The organism is Klebsiella sp. GW_Kp182 (assembly GCF_040062275.1).
Taxonomy (GTDB): Bacteria; Pseudomonadota; Gammaproteobacteria; order Enterobacterales; family Enterobacteriaceae; genus Klebsiella; species Klebsiella michiganensis.
On sequence record NZ_JBEAFQ010000013.1, the window covers coordinates 115,069 to 134,241 of the forward strand.

General features: G+C 45.4%; 17 protein-coding genes and 1 pseudogene. 8 read left to right on the forward strand and 10 right to left on the reverse strand.

Features of this window, described 5'->3' with window-relative positions; translation table 11 throughout:
- Nucleotides 1–670 precede the first annotated feature (670 nt).
- A complete protein-coding gene (locus tag ABLU88_RS14550) occupies nt 671–2,800 on the forward strand; it encodes a hypothetical protein (protein ID WP_348836888.1) in 2,130 nt (709 codons plus the stop codon).
- Here the strand turns inward: ABLU88_RS14550 and ABLU88_RS14555 are convergent.
- The 4 genes from ABLU88_RS14555 to ABLU88_RS14570 form a co-directional block, all read right to left on the reverse strand.
- Nucleotides 2,795–3,469 carry a hypothetical protein gene (locus tag ABLU88_RS14555; RefSeq protein ID WP_154975111.1) on the reverse strand — a complete coding sequence of 225 codons (675 nt, stop codon included), beginning with the start codon at nt 3,467–3,469 and terminating at the stop codon, nt 2,795–2,797. The two genes, ABLU88_RS14550 and ABLU88_RS14555, sit on opposite strands and share 6 nt — an antisense overlap.
- Before the next feature lie 356 nt (nt 3,470–3,825).
- On the reverse strand, nt 3,826–4,101 hold the full coding sequence (locus ABLU88_RS14560; protein WP_009655011.1) for a hypothetical protein: 276 nt from the start codon (nt 4,099–4,101) through the stop codon (nt 3,826–3,828).
- Between the two features lie 511 nt (nt 4,102–4,612).
- Nucleotides 4,613–5,266: a DUF2913 family protein gene (locus tag ABLU88_RS14565; protein WP_305955472.1), complete on the reverse strand. Its 654-nt coding sequence runs from the start codon at nt 5,264–5,266 to the stop codon at nt 4,613–4,615.
- Nucleotides 5,267–5,473: 207 nt separating this feature from the next.
- Complete coding sequence (locus tag ABLU88_RS14570) at nt 5,474–5,878, reverse strand: H-NS family nucleoid-associated regulatory protein (protein ID WP_042928831.1); 405 nt, start codon at nt 5,876–5,878, stop codon at nt 5,474–5,476.
- Nucleotides 5,879–6,328: 450 nt separating this feature from the next.
- Here ABLU88_RS14570 and ABLU88_RS14575 point away from each other — a divergent pair.
- A pseudogene (locus ABLU88_RS14575) lies at nt 6,329–6,805 on the forward strand (YceI family protein); the annotation flags it as partial.
- Between the two features lie 31 nt (nt 6,806–6,836).
- Here ABLU88_RS14575 and ABLU88_RS14580 read toward each other — a convergent pair.
- From ABLU88_RS14580 to ABLU88_RS14590, 3 genes are all read right to left on the reverse strand, one after another.
- A complete protein-coding gene (locus ABLU88_RS14580; RefSeq protein WP_009655016.1) occupies nt 6,837–7,631 on the reverse strand; it encodes a DUF4942 domain-containing protein in 795 nt (264 codons plus the stop codon).
- Nucleotides 7,632–7,873: 242 nt separating this feature from the next.
- Nucleotides 7,874–8,695: a phospholipase D family protein gene (locus tag ABLU88_RS14585; protein ID WP_009655014.1), complete on the reverse strand. Its 822-nt coding sequence runs from the start codon at nt 8,693–8,695 to the stop codon at nt 7,874–7,876.
- A 108-nt stretch (nt 8,696–8,803) separates the two neighbouring features.
- A complete protein-coding gene (locus tag ABLU88_RS14590) occupies nt 8,804–9,298 on the reverse strand; it encodes a thermonuclease family protein (protein ID WP_009655004.1) in 495 nt (164 codons plus the stop codon).
- Nucleotides 9,299–9,479: 181 nt separating this feature from the next.
- Here ABLU88_RS14590 and ABLU88_RS14595 point away from each other — a divergent pair, with 181 nt between their 5' ends.
- The 6 genes from ABLU88_RS14595 (at nt 9,480) to ABLU88_RS14620 (ending at nt 16,551) form a co-directional block, all read left to right on the forward strand.
- Nucleotides 9,480–10,751, forward strand: coding sequence for a DUF1173 family protein (locus ABLU88_RS14595; RefSeq protein ID WP_094645291.1), 1,272 nt, complete (start codon nt 9,480–9,482; stop codon nt 10,749–10,751).
- Nucleotides 10,752–11,612: 861 nt separating this feature from the next.
- Nucleotides 11,613–12,212: a hypothetical protein gene (locus ABLU88_RS14600; protein ID WP_348836892.1), complete on the forward strand. Its 600-nt coding sequence runs from the start codon at nt 11,613–11,615 to the stop codon at nt 12,210–12,212.
- A gap of 570 nt (nt 12,213–12,782) precedes the next feature.
- Nucleotides 12,783–13,511, forward strand: coding sequence for a plasmid SOS inhibition protein A (locus ABLU88_RS14605; protein WP_127673841.1), 729 nt, complete (start codon nt 12,783–12,785; stop codon nt 13,509–13,511).
- A gap of 235 nt (nt 13,512–13,746) precedes the next feature.
- A complete protein-coding gene (locus tag ABLU88_RS14610; protein WP_237374855.1) occupies nt 13,747–14,505 on the forward strand; it encodes a hypothetical protein in 759 nt (252 codons plus the stop codon).
- A gap of 64 nt (nt 14,506–14,569) precedes the next feature.
- The gene (locus ABLU88_RS14615; RefSeq protein ID WP_135184852.1) at nt 14,570–15,316 is read left to right on the forward strand and encodes a hypothetical protein; all 747 of its coding nucleotides are present in this window, start codon (nt 14,570–14,572) and stop codon (nt 15,314–15,316) included.
- Nucleotides 15,317–15,900: 584 nt separating this feature from the next.
- Entirely contained in the window at nt 15,901–16,551 is a 651-nt protein-coding gene (locus ABLU88_RS14620) for an HAD family hydrolase (RefSeq protein ID WP_154946339.1), read from the forward strand.
- Nucleotides 16,552–16,578: 27 nt separating this feature from the next.
- Here the strand turns inward: ABLU88_RS14620 and ABLU88_RS14625 are convergent, their stop codons facing one another.
- The 3 genes from ABLU88_RS14625 to terD all read right to left on the reverse strand — a co-directional run bounded on the left by ABLU88_RS14625 (nt 16,579) and on the right by terD (nt 19,143).
- Nucleotides 16,579–17,820, reverse strand: coding sequence for a VWA domain-containing protein (locus tag ABLU88_RS14625; protein WP_014839891.1), 1,242 nt, complete (start codon nt 17,818–17,820; stop codon nt 16,579–16,581).
- Between the two features lie 88 nt (nt 17,821–17,908).
- Nucleotides 17,909–18,484, reverse strand: a complete 576-nt coding sequence (locus ABLU88_RS14630) for a TerD family protein (protein WP_017901334.1) — start codon at nt 18,482–18,484, stop codon at nt 17,909–17,911.
- Between the two features lie 80 nt (nt 18,485–18,564).
- A complete protein-coding gene (gene terD / locus ABLU88_RS14635) occupies nt 18,565–19,143 on the reverse strand; it encodes a tellurium resistance membrane protein TerD (RefSeq protein ID WP_071359882.1) in 579 nt (192 codons plus the stop codon).
- Nucleotides 19,144–19,173 lie beyond the last annotated feature (30 nt).

Below are 19,173 nucleotides of genomic sequence, written 5' to 3' on the forward strand. Positions count from 1 at the left end.
AAAGGCGATTAAGTCCTTGAAGCTGAAAGTTGCTAAAATTTCCATATCTGAAATCCTTTAATGTACTCCTGGAAAAGTAGGGCGGTTTTCGATCGTCACATCACAAAAACAGACCACGAAAACGCAAAGTTCAGAGTGCTCGATAGGAGTACTACTGCTACCCATATACCGTTATACCTCTTTACGGCATATCGTCAACCCGCGTACTTTTGGGAGATGGGTTAAGGTCTGGTTTCGTCAGTGCTCGAATACTGAATGATATGAGTTTTAAGTGGACTTATCATGATTGCGAGCTAAAAGGCAGGATCATGATTGCTTTGAGTGAAGCCGTGAATTTCCGCTTCTGGCACAGAGCGGACAAGGTAACAGACCTATAGGTCCACTGTGAGCGAAGAGCAGAAGTCCGTAGTTGAATCATCATGAATCTTGCAAACAACGCCCTGTGTCAAGCAACTGGGAACAGATCAACCATGGCCTGGTTAAAGTGGATCGGTAGTATGCAAATTTATTTAGGTAGAAGTAATAAAAAACTCAATAGAATTCTATAATGTCTGTTGTCTAAGGGCGGTTCCTTGAACCGCCTGTGATTTGGCTACAGTAGACTTATTGAGAATTTGCAGAACACCATGGCGAAGGTCGTCGGTGGCAGCTACGGGGAAAGGGGATCGTCTTGTTCGTAAATATTGACTTCGACAATAAATCGGCAGTTGCCAGTATTTCGTTAGAAGGTTGGGCTCAGCCGCTTGTCGAATTCCTCGCACGGTATTTTACCATCCATAAAGACATGCTTCATCTGGACTACTCCCACCTATCAACTGAGAACTCTAGTGTTAGGGTTACGAATTGGCTATATGGTTCGCAAACTGAGCGTGAGCACTTTATTAAAGAATTCGAGAACGCGGCACAGCATGGGCAGATAGCGCTGACCTTAAAAATTCTCGGACACGGACCCACGGGGATCGAGAAGTCGCGCTCTATCTTGGACCAAACTTCTTACCGGTGCGCCCAGGAGACCTTCAGTGATTGCATACTAAATGGCGATCCCTCGGCGTTACGCGAAACCATTGTAGCGAAAATCGAGCCGCGTGCTATTTGGGTTGAATGGTTGCTCGAAAACCGTTCATGTTCTCGGAATAAATATTTGGCCGATCATCAGATCATGAAGGCGTTGGTTGTCAATACTTCCGAGGAAGATTGCATCTATGTTCTTCAACTTGTCGCCCCTACTCACGGAGGGAATAATTGGGCTTTCGATCAACTGATCCAGCAGCATTGGCAGTGTGTATGCGACTACCTGGAAAAAAATATCGACAGGTCGTCGGACTATTCAAGCAACAGAAGGCCTGAGTTCGTCTTAACTCTATTTGAGAATTCGTCGAAGGTGCAGACGTCCCGGTGGGTCTGTGAACAGGTTTTTGAACGAGCCGCTCCGGCAGTCTTTCCTGAGCTAATCGAACATTGCTGTGCGATCTTGCCGGAGGATGTACGTAATTTGTTCCTGCGCTGGAACATCCATTCGAAGGAAGAGAAGTATGACTGTATCAAGGGGTGCGTTGCCAAAGCCTTCTCGAGGCTTGCTACATTGTACGTGGACACCATACCCTCGGACCTCGCGCTTGCTGCGGCCTGGCACAAGTTTGGAGACCCAGCGCGATCTAGCCAGCAATGCGTCGCTGCCAGCCTCAAAGAATTGCCATCTCGGTCGTGGGACCGAGAATCGCTGTGGACACAACTAGGCCCGGCCGCCCGCGAGGCCTGGCGACAGGATCTGTTCGAACAGGTGAATGAGGATCCTGAATTAGCCCAGGGGCTCCTCAATTTTGCTTGCCTTTGGCTCGAGCAGACGGCATTCGCCGAAGTTGAGCCAGTGCTTTTGCGATTGATGGATGACGAGGAACATCTGGCGTTTGCGAATCGGCTTGTCAGCACTGATGTAAGGCAACTGCAACTGAGGTGCAAGGGACTACTGCGGTCCAAGCAGGGTGCACTGGACCTAGAGGGGCCGGTAGGACGAGGCGAGGGAGCCTCTGAGTTGCCTAGCGTAGGAGCCCAAACTTGGCTGAGCGATCCTTCTGTGGAGCAAGTCATCTATAGGGCGCTTAGCAAGATTGAGGAAGAATTTTGTCGCGAATATTCGGAGACCTGGGGAGAGGACGAGGAGGCCCATACGGCGCGCCTCCTGACTCTGACGATGGAGGCGATCGACAATGTGAGCGACCAGTTGCGCCATCTCTCGAATACGACGGGGGGGAGGTTTCCGAGCTTAACAGTGAAGGTGCGTCAACCCAGCAAGCGGGAGGAAGGGGCGAATACACCAGCCGGTGCTCCGCTGGGGGCAGACGTGCTGTTCCTGAGCCGTATCGTGGAAAAGGGGGAAACAGTTATTCAGCGTGCGACCCTTATGCAGGTGAAAAAGCGCAGAGGCACTGATTCGGGGCGGGGGTTCAGTTCGAGGGTAGGCATCAACCTGAAGCAGTGCGAGGACATACTCAAGCAGTCAGAACACGCCTACTATCTGTTCGCGACTCCGGCCTCGCCTCGCCCGGTTCTCTGGGTTGCCCCAGCGCGGCTCGTTAGGAATTTGACCCAGTTGCACACGAGCAAAACCTCTGTTTCGGCGTTGCAGGTGCGGGACGCCAGCTGCTCCTACGCGGATTTTTTTCTGCACGAGCTTGTTGGCCTGTGGGCTGGCGACGAGCATGAGGACATCATCGCCGTCGCCAATGGCAATCCTCGGCTTGGGCGAACACCTCGCCACATTGTTGATATCGAGGTTCGCCGCCAATCTGATCAATCATAGTGTGTCTGGCATGATCCCCATCTCATGGATTAGCATGCCAGCATGCTTTATGTTCAGAGTCGTCATATTCGAATTAAGGTCTTTCATCATCCGGATTCCACCGTATCGCACATACTCCCTTAATTTGCCGTTGTAGGAAGCGCTGGAAGCGATTTTAAGCTGTTCTCTTGGACAGGTGAGATAAGCCATTCCTTTAATAAGATCGTCCTCTACAGCGTTCAGATAGACGGGAGAGGCGGCGATGACAAAGCTATCATGCCGGTACAAACTTAACAGCTCCGCAAGAGAAGTTACTTTTCCCGGCAAAACAGGGTCGGAGGTCAGCATTCCCCAGATGATGGCGCTCTTTTTTCCAAGCTGAGAAAACGTCGCTTCATAAGGGATTGCAGGGTCAGAACTGTGCCGCAGGCCCAGACCTGCAGAAATAACCCAGAGGCTGATACGAGAATGTGAGGCTGCAATCGACTTAGCCGTATTCCAGTGAGTGCCATGGTATATGTTTTGGGTTTCAGTAATTTCATCTTTACCCGAAGTGTATCTGGACTGCACAAGACATTTCCATTGCTGGTACGCATTCCATATATCCGGAATATTGTAGGGAAATACCGTATCCAGAACCGGGCCGGTTTTACTTTTCGCACACGTAGTAATGAGATGTATTTTCGACATATTTATCAAGGAATCTTTACACAGGTTTATTCACTTAAATTTACTGAATGTGCCAGAGCGGTAAGTTCAGTATGGTTAATTTATCCGTAAAAACCATCACTCATAAAGTTCAATAAATTAAAGTTAAGCTCTGCTGGTGGGCAAAGGGTACCAGAAGCGTATTTCATAGCATTAACCCTGAAGCAAGACTTACAAAGTGAGAGGGTAGTGTCTGAAATAGTATCTGTATGTATATACAGTTCGCATTTAACATAACAATGATTATGCGCACTAAGTTATTGATTATTAAGGGGATTATTTTTGTGGGTGTTCAAGTTCCACGAACTGACAATCTGCCTTTGGTGCTTCACTGAACGTCATTCGTCTTTATCAGGAATTTGGGCATCTTCTAAAAACATGTTTGTACGGTAATCGTCTTTCCAGCCTAACCAAACAGAAACTTCACCACCAGAAGGAACAACTTTACGATTTCCTGTCAGATTATCAGCCTTGTCTAAGCATATAGACTGCATTTCAACGAGAACATCTGCTTCTGCGACTTCCGTGCCTCCTATTGTTTCATAGCCGGAAATCAGAACTATTGCCTCAGGGTCTCTTTCATTCAGCATGGCGATTAACTCTTTCACTTTCATTTTAAGACTCCACTAACTTATTGATGTGTCGAGATCTTGAGTCGGCCAGAAAACATCCTTATTGATAGCCCTGTAGTCTGCATGTTCTGTAGTAAATGCTATGACAACCGTGGTTACGGATAGTTCTGCAAGTAAAAACGAATTGCGCTGTATGATATGACGACCAGTGCTGCAAGATGCAAGCAGAAGAACGTAATACTCTTGTTTTTGAGCCATTGGGTGACCTCAGGATGGTCATCATTAGCGAGTCCTTTCTTATGGGCTGTCTGTATTTTAATGGCGACATAATAGGTTGCAAGATGCCTTAGTGTTAACCAAAGCAAGAAAACCAGGAAAACAACCAAACAGATAGTTATTAACCCTTTGTACTCTATAAAAGGATCGATATATGGAACTATCATATCATTTTTCATTTAACGGGTTCTCGTTCTCAGGCGAATTGGTATTCAGCCAGTTATTCATTCAACCTTAGTGCGTCTGTGCTTTCTGACTGAAGAAGATAACATGCTCATCATTTCGTATCAGCATTTAACTGCAGAACGGAAAACCCTTCGGTTGCAGGTTGAGACTCGTAACTAAGCCTACACTGCTCTAGCAAGGGATATATACCGTCAGTACATCCGGACAAGCGTATGCTAAGGGGCTGGATGAGCATTCCAGATTGAGTAAAAAAATCTTTAAGCGTTGATTTCTGCGTATAGATAGAAGGTTTCCCGGGGCCAGATGTCCAGCCATTCTGCCAGTCTGTATCCGAGAGCAGATAATCCTGCCATCCCATAGTTCGAAGTGTGTCTATCATGCAGGTGAACCTGAATAAGGTACTCTGTTTGGTTAACTCACCTGAACTCGCCAGCCATAAATATTCAACCTTATTATACAGGCGTGCAGACGGGCCCTTATGCTTACCCTGTTCCTGTAACCAGATAATATCCTGTGCTAATGATCTGGGAAACAGTTTACGTTTCTGTGCAGTAGACAACCATTGCATAATAAACATATGGGTTTGTAGCGAAGACTGTATCTTTCCGTCCCTGCGAGCAAGCGCAACAGCGATAAGGATACACCATGAAAAGTGAGCCAGTTCTGTATCTGGGCGTTTGGTAGGTAGAACAGTCAAAGAAATCTCCGTGCTAGTGCAGCTACTGGGGAAAGAAGAATACCACAAGAGAGGTCACTGGCGTACTTCAGTCGTTAATACCAGATCATCCAGTACAGCGGTGAAGGAAGAGATGTAATGGGTCAGAAGTTCGTACTACGGTCTTTGAGGTACTTTGACAAGCGCAGTGGGTTGAAAACATCAAGACGTGTTAAACAGCTATTGAGTAAAAGAAAAAAGCCACCTTAGAATGGTGGCTTCATATCGATTCGAAATTTACTTTTCGATTAGGAAATCTTCAAGTGATTTGCCTGTATTGAGCTGGGCCTGAATTGGACCCGGTGTACGTCCCTGGCCTGTCCAGGTTTTCTCCACACCGGTATCGTCGGTGTACACATATTTCGCAGGACGAGATTTACGCTGCTTCCGTTCTTTTACGATACCGGTTGTAGACATTAGTTCACTCGGATCAATACCATCAGCAATCAGCATTTCACGATATTGACTGAGTTTTTCTAAATGCACCCGGTTTGCTTCTTCATTTGCTTTTTCTTCTTCACGACGCTCACTAACGATTACCGTTAATTTTTCAAGAATATCTTCGAGCGCCTCTAAAGCCACTTCCCGTGTCTGAGCGCGAAGTGTACGAATATTGTTTAGAACCTGTAGTGTCTCGCTCATTTTGACCTCGTATTTTGATTGTTTGTGTCTCTTCGGTGCTGGACATACAATATATTAAGTACACATAATTCGGCAAGCTTTCTTTATAAAGTATTATGTATGCGCACATTAAATGGACTGATTCCTAGAACGATTTATTTGTAAGTCGATATTTTTAATGACAGAGTGAGATTCATTAATGGTTGGGTTAAGGGAATAATTCTGATTATAGAATTTTGTACTGGCTAATTCTTAATCACTTTTTTAGGCCATGGTCCGCTATGCGACTGAATAGTCAGGTTTGAGCTTAAATCAATTAACATTTGGATGTACAAACAGGTTGGGTGGTAAACAAGACAACAGCCGAAACCTGAAAAATCGAAATGGAAGAGTGAATATTAAGTTTATGTAAACCAGATTGACGTAAGTATATATAGATGAGCTTTACGGATGAATCAATGAACTAAATAACACGCCTTTATCAATTTTAAGATTAAACACCTGGACTATAGCTGGTTATATGGTACTTTCAAAGACTTTGACGGTACATTCACTTACGATGAAGCTAACCCGGCGTCGGACAAAGTCAGTGTCAAAATTGCAATGGGTAGCGTCAACACTAACCATGCTGAACGTGATAAGCACATTCGTTCAGCCTCTTTCCTGAATGCTACAAAATTCCCGGAAGCCACCTTTGTTTCCAAAGAAGTTAAAAAGAATGGTGAAGGCCTCGATATCACCGGCGACCTTACATTGAATGGTGTAATGCACCCGGTAACGCTGGATGCGAAACTCATTGGAAAAGGCGATGATCCGTGGGGTGGTAAACGCGCAGGTTTTGAAGCAACCGGCAATATCCACCTTAAAGACTTTAATATCACCACCGACCTTGGACCGGCCTCGCAGGACGTTGAGCTTATTATCTCTGTCGAAGGTATTCAGCAGTAGTTTAAAGCTCCGGCACCCAGTGCCGGGGCATTTACTTCACGTCAGGCAGGTTGTTTCTCTGGTATGATGCAAGCACATCATTAAGCCCATCCAGGACCTTTCTATCCATAAACCGCATATGGATGTTTCCGTTTCCATACACAATAAATTTAATATTTAAATCCGTGTCGATATAGTCAACTTTTTGATAATCATTCTTCTCTCGAAGAGCAAAAAGCTTAGGAACGATAACATCCTGCTGGCTGTAGGATAGCCCTTCTATGTACCGGGAAATCCTGTAAAGGTCATTGAGGCTGTTCAGGTCTCGATCCGTTTCGTCAAGGTAGTGTACATCCTTCTTGAACCCGTTTTTTATGACCATATTTTCATTGATAACAAAGCTTCGGGCGTTCTTTTTAAAATCATGGCTCAGATTACCCAGGCATGAAACCAGGCCCTCGCAGAGTATGTCTGCCCGATTATTAACCGTATGAGAGACTTTCTCTCTTGCTGCCTGAATCGTCATAATGGGCGGTTCTGTTATCAATTCGTCAATAAATGATTTCAGTTGAGGTGCATTCCAGTAAATATTTAATGATGTTCGGTCTATGAGTTTCTTCCATGATTCTCTGTCAATCAAAACTCTCGCCCTCTCTATCTGGTTATCTAAATGGGCTGGGTTAAAGCGAACATATGCAATTCTGAGCTGATCAATAAGGGAGATGCCCATCAGTTTTTCCGCTTCGGATATGGCAGTTAATCCATTAATAAAGAGATTCATTGCCATGTCCCGCTCAGACACAACGCTTTCTACAAGATTCGTTTCTTTCAGTTCGTGGGAAGTCATATTGTCCCCTTTTTTTAAAGGATGACATATTAGATCGCTTCGTCAATACCCTGTTTTAAAGGCACATATTCATATAGAGCGAGCGCGGGATTTTGACCATAACATTGCTGTCGTTGAAGAAAAGTAACTTTCTGGCGGGTATCGTTAAGAGAATGATGACTGGGTAGGAGCATTGAAGCAATGATTCAATCAAGAGTGGCTTTGTTATCAAAACCACCCAACTATTTTATCGGCAGGCCAGATTAGATTGAGATGTCAGAAGGCCACATGAAATATTTCTCTCCATTTTTTCTGTAACGATTAAGTTTACTTTCACCGCCAATAGATACCCCTAACGGTGTCAATTCATACTTACCATCATTATCTTTGAGGTATCCCGCTGTGATCAGCTTCGTATACATGTCGGATAACCCCATCTTGTGCTGTTTTGATAAATTTGTGGTGGTTAATTTATTTGCAGGCTCGGCATTAGCTTCATCGTCTTTGCCTGCGCTGTCATCCAAATCAGTGGTTTTATCATCAGTAGATACGTGAGTTTTATCGTCACTTTTTGTGGATGATTTCGAAACATCTTTTTTCTGTTCCTGATTTTTTTTCGAATCAGAGTCAGCGGTTTGCAATGATGCTGGGGATGGAATGTTTTCAGTGCTGATCCGGATTAAACGCTGGGCCTCTGTAATAGAAGCATTGAATGCTTCCCGGTCTTCATCTTTAACAATTAACACCCCCAGTTCATGGTTATTGATTTGGCTAAAATCATACAGATTAAGGCTGCATATCAGGCTCTGGCTTTCATTAGCATAAAATTTAGCGTGAAGGTTCTGGCAGAAACTCAGTCGAACGTAGGGCAAACTGACCAGCCATTCATGGTCTTTTGGGTTGAGTTCAGATTTACCGTAGATGATACGAATATCTACCTTCATACGGTTTTTATCTTCAATAAGCTCCTTAATTCTGGCGCTGAGTTTCAGGTAAGGGCTTATCAGGATAATGCGCTCTTCGGCATTCGCGATGGTTTGCTCTACGTGATAATTCAAACCCGTTGTATTGAGAATCTGGACCATAAAAAACCTCGGTTTTTCTGTAATTTCTGAATGACAGCGACAAAATAAAAGTTACTTTTTAAATGGCCGCCGGTTCGATGCCTTAAAGGATGAAATGTCACTCAGTGCTTAATTATTTGCTTTACGCCACTGGCGTGGCTCTACCGCGTGTGGGTCAGACCATAACCCTTTACCTGCGTTGCGTGCATTTTGCTCAAGAGAACCATACTGAGGAACCGTAAGCCGCCCCTGATAACGATATGCCCATGCCATGCCTTCTGCGACCATAACGGCATTAAGATCCTGGTTATTCAGATAGAGGGTACCCAGCATACGGCCATACACGTCCTGCCCGTGGTCCTCAATAACGACAACCTTGTTTGCTGCCAGCTGTGTCATGGCTTGCTTTGCCTTCTGGCCGAAGGCCTGCTTACTCTCCGGGGCATCAATCCCATAGAGCCGCACTCTGGTATTTGTAGCGCCGTCATAAACCTGGACAGTATCGCCATCAATAACTCGCACAACTTTCCCTGAAATGGTTTCAGCACAGGAAAGCATCGGCACAGATAAAATAAATACAGACAAAGGGACAATGGTAAATCTGGTCATCGGGATATTAATCATTTACTGTCTCTGGGTTATAATCATTCATTGTGAGTTGAACGGGAAAAATTACAATGAATTTGAAAGGTTACTTTCGAAGTATAGGTTACTTTATTAATTACATGCTATTGTGTCAATCCATATGAAAATTAATGCCGAAAGCGAATAAAAAAGTATATCAGCTCAGGAAAAGGGGGGGCTTATGTCTACTGTAAGTGATGTGATTGTATCTTATGGAGTGGACAGTAAAAGGTATTCAAGAGACTTCCAGACCAAAGAGGAATTTAAAAAGAGCTGGTATGCCGTTTTATCTCGTGCGCACGCTTCTGTAGACGCGAAGGTAAGCTGTTCCTGTAAGGGAAAAGGCCCAAAATTACTTGCCGTAAAATATCATACAGCCGGCGATACGTATTTTCTGGCACGGTATCCGAATACAGGTAGCCAGCATTCTCCTGATTGTATTTTCTTCACTCTGGATAAAGATAATTCAGGGTTAAAATGCTACACACAAAGCGTGGTCAAAGACCTTAAAGATGGTGGCTATGGTATCAGGCTCGACGTGGCATTAGCCTCATCTGACTCGCAATCAACGTCGATCGTGCCACCAGATAACAGGAATACCCCCGGTGGGGTCTCGCAAAATAGTATGTCACTGTTAGGTTTACTCCAGTTCCTTTGGGATGACAGCGGCCTGAATCGCTGGTATCCAAAAATGGCCGGGAAACGTAATCCAGCAAAGGTATTCAACCTTCTAACCAGTTCAGCGGAAAAAATAAAAGTGGCCTCACTTCCACTGTCCTCTCATTTACTGGTTGGGGCATATCCATCGACTCCCCAGGTAGCCAGGAATATAAAAATGACAGAAGAGGTTCTGATTAACAAAGAACGTCTCATTTGCGTGAATGCACTGTCAAAATATAATCCTGAAAAGCATTCCAATGAATCAAAACGTCTCCCGCTTAAGTATTTTTCTGGTGTTCCGGTCGTGCTCATGAATACAGAAGACTGGACTCTTCTGGAGAAGAGATTCCCCACTGAAATAGCAAACTGGAGGGCCGGAGGCAACGTCATCTGTATTGCTATAGGGGATTTGGGGCAATTTAAAGGGAAAGATGCGTACTATCTCAAAACCCTCCAGTTAGCCCTGATGACGGTTGATGATAACTGGATCCCGGCTGATTCAAGCTATGAACTGACCATGCTTAATTATCTACATAAACAGGAAAGATCGTTTATCAAACCCCTTCGATATGACGCCTCAAATAATGATGTATTCCCTGATTTTTGCCTGACAGATACAGGGGGCCATGAATTGTTTCCTATTGAGGTGTTTGGTATGGAATCCGCTTCATATCTGGCGCGGAAGGCGATCAAAGAAAGTTACTATAATGAGCGATATGGTAAGAATGGCTGGGCCTCCTGGGTTGCACCGGCTGGCCCCCTTCCCCAACTCCCCACCAAAACCAGAAGTTAACGGCTGAACAGATAAAGGGCTTCGGCCCTTTTGCTCCCCCCTGAATTTCTTCTCAAACCATGACTGATGATTTTTGCTCAGGAAATGTTCACTTTAGGCTTCGTGCGCTACGTAAAATCTGACGCACTCACCCCTTCATTTTTTCTCAGATTTCATGTAGCGCAACCTGGCTGAATTTAGACGAAAAAGTTACTTTTTTGCCCCCATAGTTAGATGCACAAAACCGCCCTCCTTGTTTATACCGTTTTTTAACACTTGGAATAATCGTTATTATTCGAAGTGTTAAATAATTCTCACATCTTAGTCAAACCGATATCCGATCTTCAAAATCCTGCAAATTCGAATTTATCGTTCAGAACAGAGGTTGATGTGTTTTATGGAATGGCTTTTCATTTTTATGGCAGGAAATAAAGAAAGGCAAGTATTTGCATGCTATCAGTTTCTACTCATAACTATTGTTGACGTAACTATATAGCCTTACCGTATAAGTGACACTGTCACGCAATAGTCAGAAAAAAGAACAATAGTTCCGCAGCTCTGTCGCGCTAAACGAAATGGTCAGGTCTTGATAGGAGATCTTCCAACGTCAGAGGTGTCGGCTCAGCCGAGAGGTGTCAAACCGGCAAAGGGGCGACTGCTCCACATTCAACAAACCACCCCTGGTTAGTTGAATCCTTTGCCGGTTTTCAAGAAGAATACCATTTCGCTATCAAGTTGTGTTCAGTCAGGCTCGCCATTTTTAAGTTCAGTTTTCAGGTCCATAGAAAATTTTTGGTTAAATCCACTTTTCCGCTCTGTGTTGAAAAACACCGCGTCCTGCTGTTGCTAAGATGGTTGTCACCTGAACAAACGGATGATTTTATGAAAAATATTGAGGTCAGCTACGGCCCCACTGAGGGAGTATCTATTAGTGGTTTATATCTGCGAGAGACGACAACCACACAAAAATCCGGCACACTTTTAGGCGGTGGACTATCTCAGTCCGGCGTAGTTCTGGGTGGTGGCGGTTACTCTGGTAGCGAAACAAATCAGACGGGACGATCGGCTATTTTTGCGCCTCCTCAGGGCAAAACAGCTGAACCGGATATATCGAGAATGCATGAGCTGTTAATGTACCTGGTTGTGGGATTTATCGCATTGAACATTCTCACTTATGGTGCATATGGAATTTTCAGGCTCACTGGATTTGAGTTGTCAAAGACAGCTGTGGATTTATTTGAAAGTTCGTTTTACTTTTATATGAATATAGGTATTGTTGCTGCATTATATATAATGCTAATAGCTCCAAGGGATTATTCTCCGGTCCTGATGGAAAACAGAAAAAATGAATTGCGAAAGGAAGTTTACCTACGTCTCCGTTATGTTGATTCAGACAATATCGTATTTGATCCTGTAACACTAACGGGTTGCCATGCTGATAGAGACTATATTTCTTCTTTAATTGAAAACATTATAAGATAATTCGATAAGGGCAGCCTTGAAATTTTACAGGGCTTCCATTGTCTATTTGTGGTAGTTATTTGAACGTGATGAGATCATCCTGAGATAATTTTAAGGTGACGTAATTGTATCACTTTTGTAATCTGTCAGGGTTTTATATGTCACATGTAAAAATGCTTCCGATAGATTTAAAATCAGACACATCCCTACTCCATCTATCATATTTCCCATCAAACTGGATAACCCGGCATCACTAAAGTAAACGATATAAATTAAATGCAGGGAAATTATAAATGCCATCGTCTGTATGTAGTGAAATAAAACACCGAATATGTTAAATGCGCCAGATGCTAAAATATTCAAAATACGTGAAAAGGTAGTTATCTCATAGTAATTCACAAAATTATCTTAACAGTGAAATTTACAAATGGATAGTTTTTAATTCACTGTCCGATTTCATAGACATTCAGTGTTTATACTGGTTTTTTTCTTCCTGTGATTTCACTTTTTAAAATACCCCTTACGTAACAAATAAAACCTGGTAGGATAATCATGTCAACTACACCAGCTTTTAAATGAGGGTTTAATTTCATGGCAGGTACAGAACTTGTTCCTCTTGGCTTATATCAACACTGTGCAATGGCCTCTGTTGCTTACGTGGAGCGCCGTCGATCCATGGGCAGGAATCTGGGGGAGCTGGCCTATGCAAAAGCTTTTTTCAGAGCATTAACAGGTAAGGCTCAAATTACATCGAGTGATGTACGTCAGGTCGATGCTTCTTATGACCCGTCAGTCCGTGGTGAGGCTACAAAAATGGATTACATCCGTGCTATCGATCTCCTGATTGATACCCGTGGAGAAGCCTTTACCCTGCCGCTCTCATGGACTGTGGCCGTAGCGATGTTTCCAGGTTTACAGAACCGGGTAACACAGCGCCGCGATCACCGTGAAAGGATTATGGAACTGCGGGACCAGCGCAAGACCACCAGCCATTCGCAATCAAAAGAAATCTCGTTTCATACCGCTAAGGCCATTTCAAGCCAGCGCCTCAATTTCTGCCGTCCTGGGGAGCACAAACAATGGCTCAGGGACTGGCACGATGAGATCCATGGTCAGTGTCTACGTGATAGTGATATTTTCATGATGCTCAGAACATGGTGGTCAAGATTCTGGATTACTAAATATCGAAGTGACTATATCTGGTGCAACTCGTTACATGAGTTGCTTGATGAAATTGATTATGTTCTTAGCTCAATTACTTTATGGGAATACAATTTGTGTGTCTCAGCATTGCCATTGCGCATTACATTTTCACTGTGATTAATAATTTAAATCAACAATCAGGAAGGAAAAGTTCATCTTGTCTTCCTGTTATTGATATCGCACCTGTAATTTTTATTGTTGCAGCAACCTATAAACATTCAGATATTCTAATCCTAAATCGTTAGTCTGATGCTTTTTAAAATACCCTCTTGATGAGCTAATTCTATTTGTTATGATGAGCGTATTAAAACTTCCTAGCCTCTTTATACTTAAATATCACATGGAGATTAAAATGGCAGACTATTATTCGCTTTCTGCATTTGTTATTAATGCCACCCCCGTTCAGAGCGCTGTTTTACTGGAAGCGATGAATGAGTTATTTGAGCCTGACGACAACTTCATTGCTAAACTCACCTCCTCTACGAACACTGAAGGATTGTCTGAAATGGAGTGTATTGTGCGTCACTGTGTGCTGAATCATCCGGACAGAACTGTCGAAGAAGTTATTGAAGATAGCGACTGGTCATTGGATGGTGAAATATGTTCGGAAGGTTTCCTTGTTCACAGTGATTGCGGTAATTTCAATTCAGAACATGCAGCGCTTTTTGCTCAGGCATCACTCATTGCCTTTGAAAAAAATGAACTTATCGAGTTTCAGATATCACACACCTCCAATAACTTCAGACGCACAGATGGCTATGGCGGCGCTGCTTGTGTCGTTTCCCGTGACTTTATTCGCTGGACTGGAAACCACGAGTTCCTTGAAGCTGAAAGGACCGCATTCAATGAAAATATGCACTATTACTTCTGTTCTTTTACCGAGGTCCACGGTGAACTGGAATATCCGGAGAGATTTATTCTTCGCTGCCCTGCTAACGTAAACGCAGCGCAGCGCTTCGATGAAATACTGCCTAACTATCGCACTGGGGGTGAAAAAGATACCGATGGAGTCATTAATTTTGTCACTGGCTCCTCTATAAAGAAAACCACCCTTAAAACTCTCACGCCAGATGAATATCGGGTGCTGAAGCAGTTCCTGACGGTTATCTGACGCTCAATAGCTATGAATGTTCCCTTTTCGTAAACCAACCTGATTAAGTTACACCGGAGACAACATGACAAAACAAATTTTACCTGCAGAACTGGCCGAAATTGTAACGGCTCTTCTGGTTAAACCTGAACTGCTTGGCGAACTGGACACACGTGTAGCTCACCAGGAGTTCATGAAGGCCATCGGATGTGTTGTTGCCGATTTCTGTGGTGGTGTCGTTAACGGGGTTACTGACGGAGATATATCGAGACCCTATCTATCTGATGTCGACTGCACACCCATTCTGCATATTGAAGCAGATGATCGTCTTCCGTCACCGGAGCACAATGTCTGGGCTAACTATCACATAGAAGGCTGGCTAGAAGGTGATGATATAGAGGCAGTATCTGTTCCTGTATCAGTGAAATCACAGCGAGCGGGTATTCAGGGAATTTTAAGTAATGCCGGTCTGACACAGGGTATCGAACAACAGTTACAGCTCAAAATGGTAGACTGGCGCATTGCGCAAGACAGTGAGATGCTCCCCGATGAAGACGGGCGCTCTTACACCGCTACCCTCCATGTAGCGAACCAGACATCACTGGAGTTGGTTGGCGAGACTGGAGAGCCATGCTTTGGGGTGTTGATCGAAATCAATCACGGTGTCCCTGCGCTACACCTAAACGTGGCCGGAGGTGATAACCTTCTGCATATACATGTTGCACAAGGTGGGCTGATTCTGACTCCGGACCATTCCGGGGTACAGATTGGTTGTGCTGTACCCGATCGTTATGCCTATCACGATAATGCATCTCTGCTTGTCCGGTCATAATCTCAATACTATCCCGTTGAGCCTGGCAGATAGTCGGCGGGATATTTTATCCAGCAACCTCGAAGAAAGAGTGCCTTACATTCAGTAAAAGTAACTTTCCCAAGTACCCACCGCCAGGGAAATGCCTGAATATGGACAGAAGTCCGTTAGCGTCTGTTTTTTTACAACAGTTAATTATGTAGACCCTGCTGTTCCACTTTTTCTCGTAATGATCGGATCCTGTCCGGGAACAGTGTCCGCCGATAATGCTCCAGAAAAAAGGTATCCCTGTATAACCGGGCAGCCCAGCGGTAGGTCACGTCGGGATATATCTGTTATCTATTATCGCTGGAACCGTCGCCACCGGCGCGATGTATTCGGTATTAAGACTGACAAGTGCTGCGAAGAATGAGCCGGTGACAGCCGAGCAAGAAATCGAGAAAACTGGAGGGTAAGTGACTAGCTTTTGCTTTGATGAGTGAATCGAACATCATAAAAAGTAACTTTCTTCACCTTCTGGTGGACCAATACCGATATTATTGCCTGAATGGTATAGTGTTACCTGTTGAAAGCAGTTCCCCCATTTTTCCAGGAAGAACATTACGATGAATGTCATTCAGCCCCGCATGCTCTCTGTATTTGATTTTGACGGTACGTTAACGCGGCATGACAGCTTTATCCCTTTTCTGCGGTTTGCCTTTGGCAATCGGGCTTTTTCCCGTCGTATCGTCACAATGGCTCTTCCCACGTTACGCTGTATGGGGAAGAAGATGACACGTGATGAACTGAAAGAAATTCTCATCACAACCTTCCTTACTGGGGTTGACGAGAAATGGCTATCCAAAAATGCTGAGAAATTTTGCCAGGTCTACTGGAGTCGGCTTATGCGTCCTGCAGGCCTGATGGCCGTGGCGAATGAAGTGAATTCCGGCGCGGAAGTGACATTATGTTCTGCTTCACCAGAAATGGTACTCAGGCCATTTGCCGACAGGCTGGGCATCAAAGTGATAGGCACACAGCTTGAGGTCAAAGAAGGGATACTTACCGGGCGTATCAGTGGGCATAACTGCCGGTGTAGCCAGAAAATTATCCGGCTGGAAAAAGAGTACGGTCCTTTGAAAAATTATCATCTGCGGGCATGGGGAGACACACGAGGGGATTACGAACTACTGTCAGCTGCAGCCGACCCTCACTGGCGGCACTTCCATGCGACCTGGCGTCGGGGAAAAGTTCCTTTCGAACTACCTATCCGGTAAATTATCGCCCCTTTCCGGGGCGAAGGCTCACAGAATACCCGCTATTTTTGCCTGATCCAGCCAGTCTTTAAACTCTTCCAGAAGTTGCTCGTACAGCTCCTCATCCTTCACCGTTGCGAAGTTATCGATGGCAAAGAAGTTGCTGTTATCGATTCGCCGATCGCTGAAGGTATCCAGTTTTTCGAGAATACCGTAATTTGAACCGCCGAGGCCCACAAATTTCCAAAAAATGGGGTAGTTGGCCGAGCGGCGTATGGCTTCTTTGATTTCACGGGTTTTACTAATCCCGCCATCCGTAATGCAGACAACATAAACGGGCAGTATGCTGTCCTTGAAGAAGTCGATCACCTCATTCATGACCGGCGGCTCGTTGTTTGTCCCGCCCAGGCCCGGAAGGATTTCCCAGGCAGATCGTTTACCCGTGTTCTGGATAGCCGCAACATATCCGTCAAGATTGTCCAGGGTGACGTCAGGGTATTTCTTGTGACGCTCAGCAAAGCCCCACACATCCATCGTACCGTCATCATCGAACTGGACTGACAGGACGGCTATACGGTCGAGAACGGACTGCACATGTCCCTTTTTAAACTGACCGGTCATAGAGCCTGAGGCATCAAGAACAAAAGCGACTCTGGCTTCAACCGTCTCCAGCTTGTGTTTGGCAAGAGAAACACTGGCTTTTTTTGCCAGACTGATAAGCGCGGGGGCTTTCCCTTCCAGTTTTTTCTCCAGACTGATCCGGGCTGGTTGCGTTGGGGTATCTTCTGGTTGTGCGACATCGACACCATAGCTGACGGCAAGTGGCTCCAGTCCACCGTTAAACCCCTGCCCCTGAGCACGGAGTTTCCATTGCCCCTGATGACGGTAAATCTCGCCCATAATCACCGCTTTCTCACTACGGCCCTTCAGGTCGACATTGAATTCAGCGATGCCGGTTGCCGTCAGCCGGAGTTGCGAGAGTCCGCTGATCGTGTCATTGCCATCTATCACCAGCGTTATAGCGATTTTCTGAATGGTTTCGGGAATGCGTTCCAGCGCAAGCTGAAGGTTCGCATGCTGGTGGCCGGGAAGCAGTTTTACAGCTCCACCGGCAGCACTCCGATTGTTGTAGAAGATAAAGTCTGCGTCACCGGTGACTTTCCCGTCAGCATTCAGCATAAACAGGCAGGTTTCTGGTTCACTACTAAAACTGTACGATGACAGATAATCAAGTCTGAGCGTCAGGTCCGTAGTATGTAGTGGAATATTCTGTCCTGATTGTAATTGCATCTGATCCCTCTTTAATTTTGAGCAATATTCATTCAGTAAGCTGATATAAAAAACCCCGGACAGGCCGGGGTTTCGTTGGGGTTATTTATCAGATGTTGATGCCATGCTGTTGCGCCAGCGCACCCAGGCCACCAGCAAACCCCTGCCCGACTGCTTTAAATTTCCACTCAGCGCCATGGCGATAGAGTTCGCCGAAAATCATTGCGGTCTCCGTCGACGCATCTTCAGACAGGTCAAAGCGGGCAATCTCAGCGCCGTTATCGTTGTTCACAACACGCATGTAGCTGTTGCTGACCATACCGAAGTTCTGTTTACGGGCTTCAGCTTCATGAATAGTGACAGCAAACACCAGTTTTTTAACGTCAGCGCTGACTTTAGCCAGCTCGATTTTGACCTGCTCATCGTCTCCGTCGCCTTCACCCGTGCGGTTGTCACCCTGGTGCTGTACCGCGCCGTCCGGGCTGGTGGTGTTGTTATAAAAAACGAAGTGCGCGTCGGACAGCACTTTACCATCTTCGCCGACCAGGAAGACCGAGGCATCGAGGTCAAATGCCTGACCATCGGTAACACGCGCATCCCAGCCCAGACCAACCAGTGCCACATTCATGGAAGGGGCTTCTTTGGTCAGAGAAACATTACCGCCTTTTACGAGAGAAACTGCCATTTTATCGCTCCTGCTTATCGTTGACGTCGGGGCCGGATGACCAACCCCGCGTGAAAATAGTGAGAAAAGTAACTTTATTATCAGGATGCGTTGATGCCGTACTGCGCACAAACGGAACCCAGACCACCGGCATAGCCCTGGCCGACTGCACGGAACTTCCATTCCGTATTGTGGCGATACAGTTCACCGAACAGCATCGCGGTTTCGGTGGAGGCATCTTCAGTCAGATCATAGCGGGCGACTTCTGTCTGATTGTCATCATTTACCAGACGGATGAATGCACCAGATACCTGACCGAAACTCTGGCGACGGGCCTGGGCATCGTGAATGGTCACGACGAAAATGATTTTGTCCACATCAGCAGGGATCGCATCCAGTTTGATTTTCAGGGATTCATCATCGCCATCACCTTCACCGGTACGGTTGTCGCCGGTATGGGTGACTGAACCGTCGGAAGATTTCAGGTTGTTGTAGAAAATAAAATCGGCGTCGCCACGAACCTTGCCATTTGCGGCCAGCAGGAAGGCGGAAGCATCGAGGTCAAAGTCCTGACCATCGGTAGAGCGGGCATCCCAGCCAAGACCGACGAGAACATTTTTCATTGTCGGGGCTGCTTTGCTCAGTGAAACGTTGCCGCCTTTAGATAGTGAAACACTCATCAATTTATCCTCTTTCGTTAATCACATACT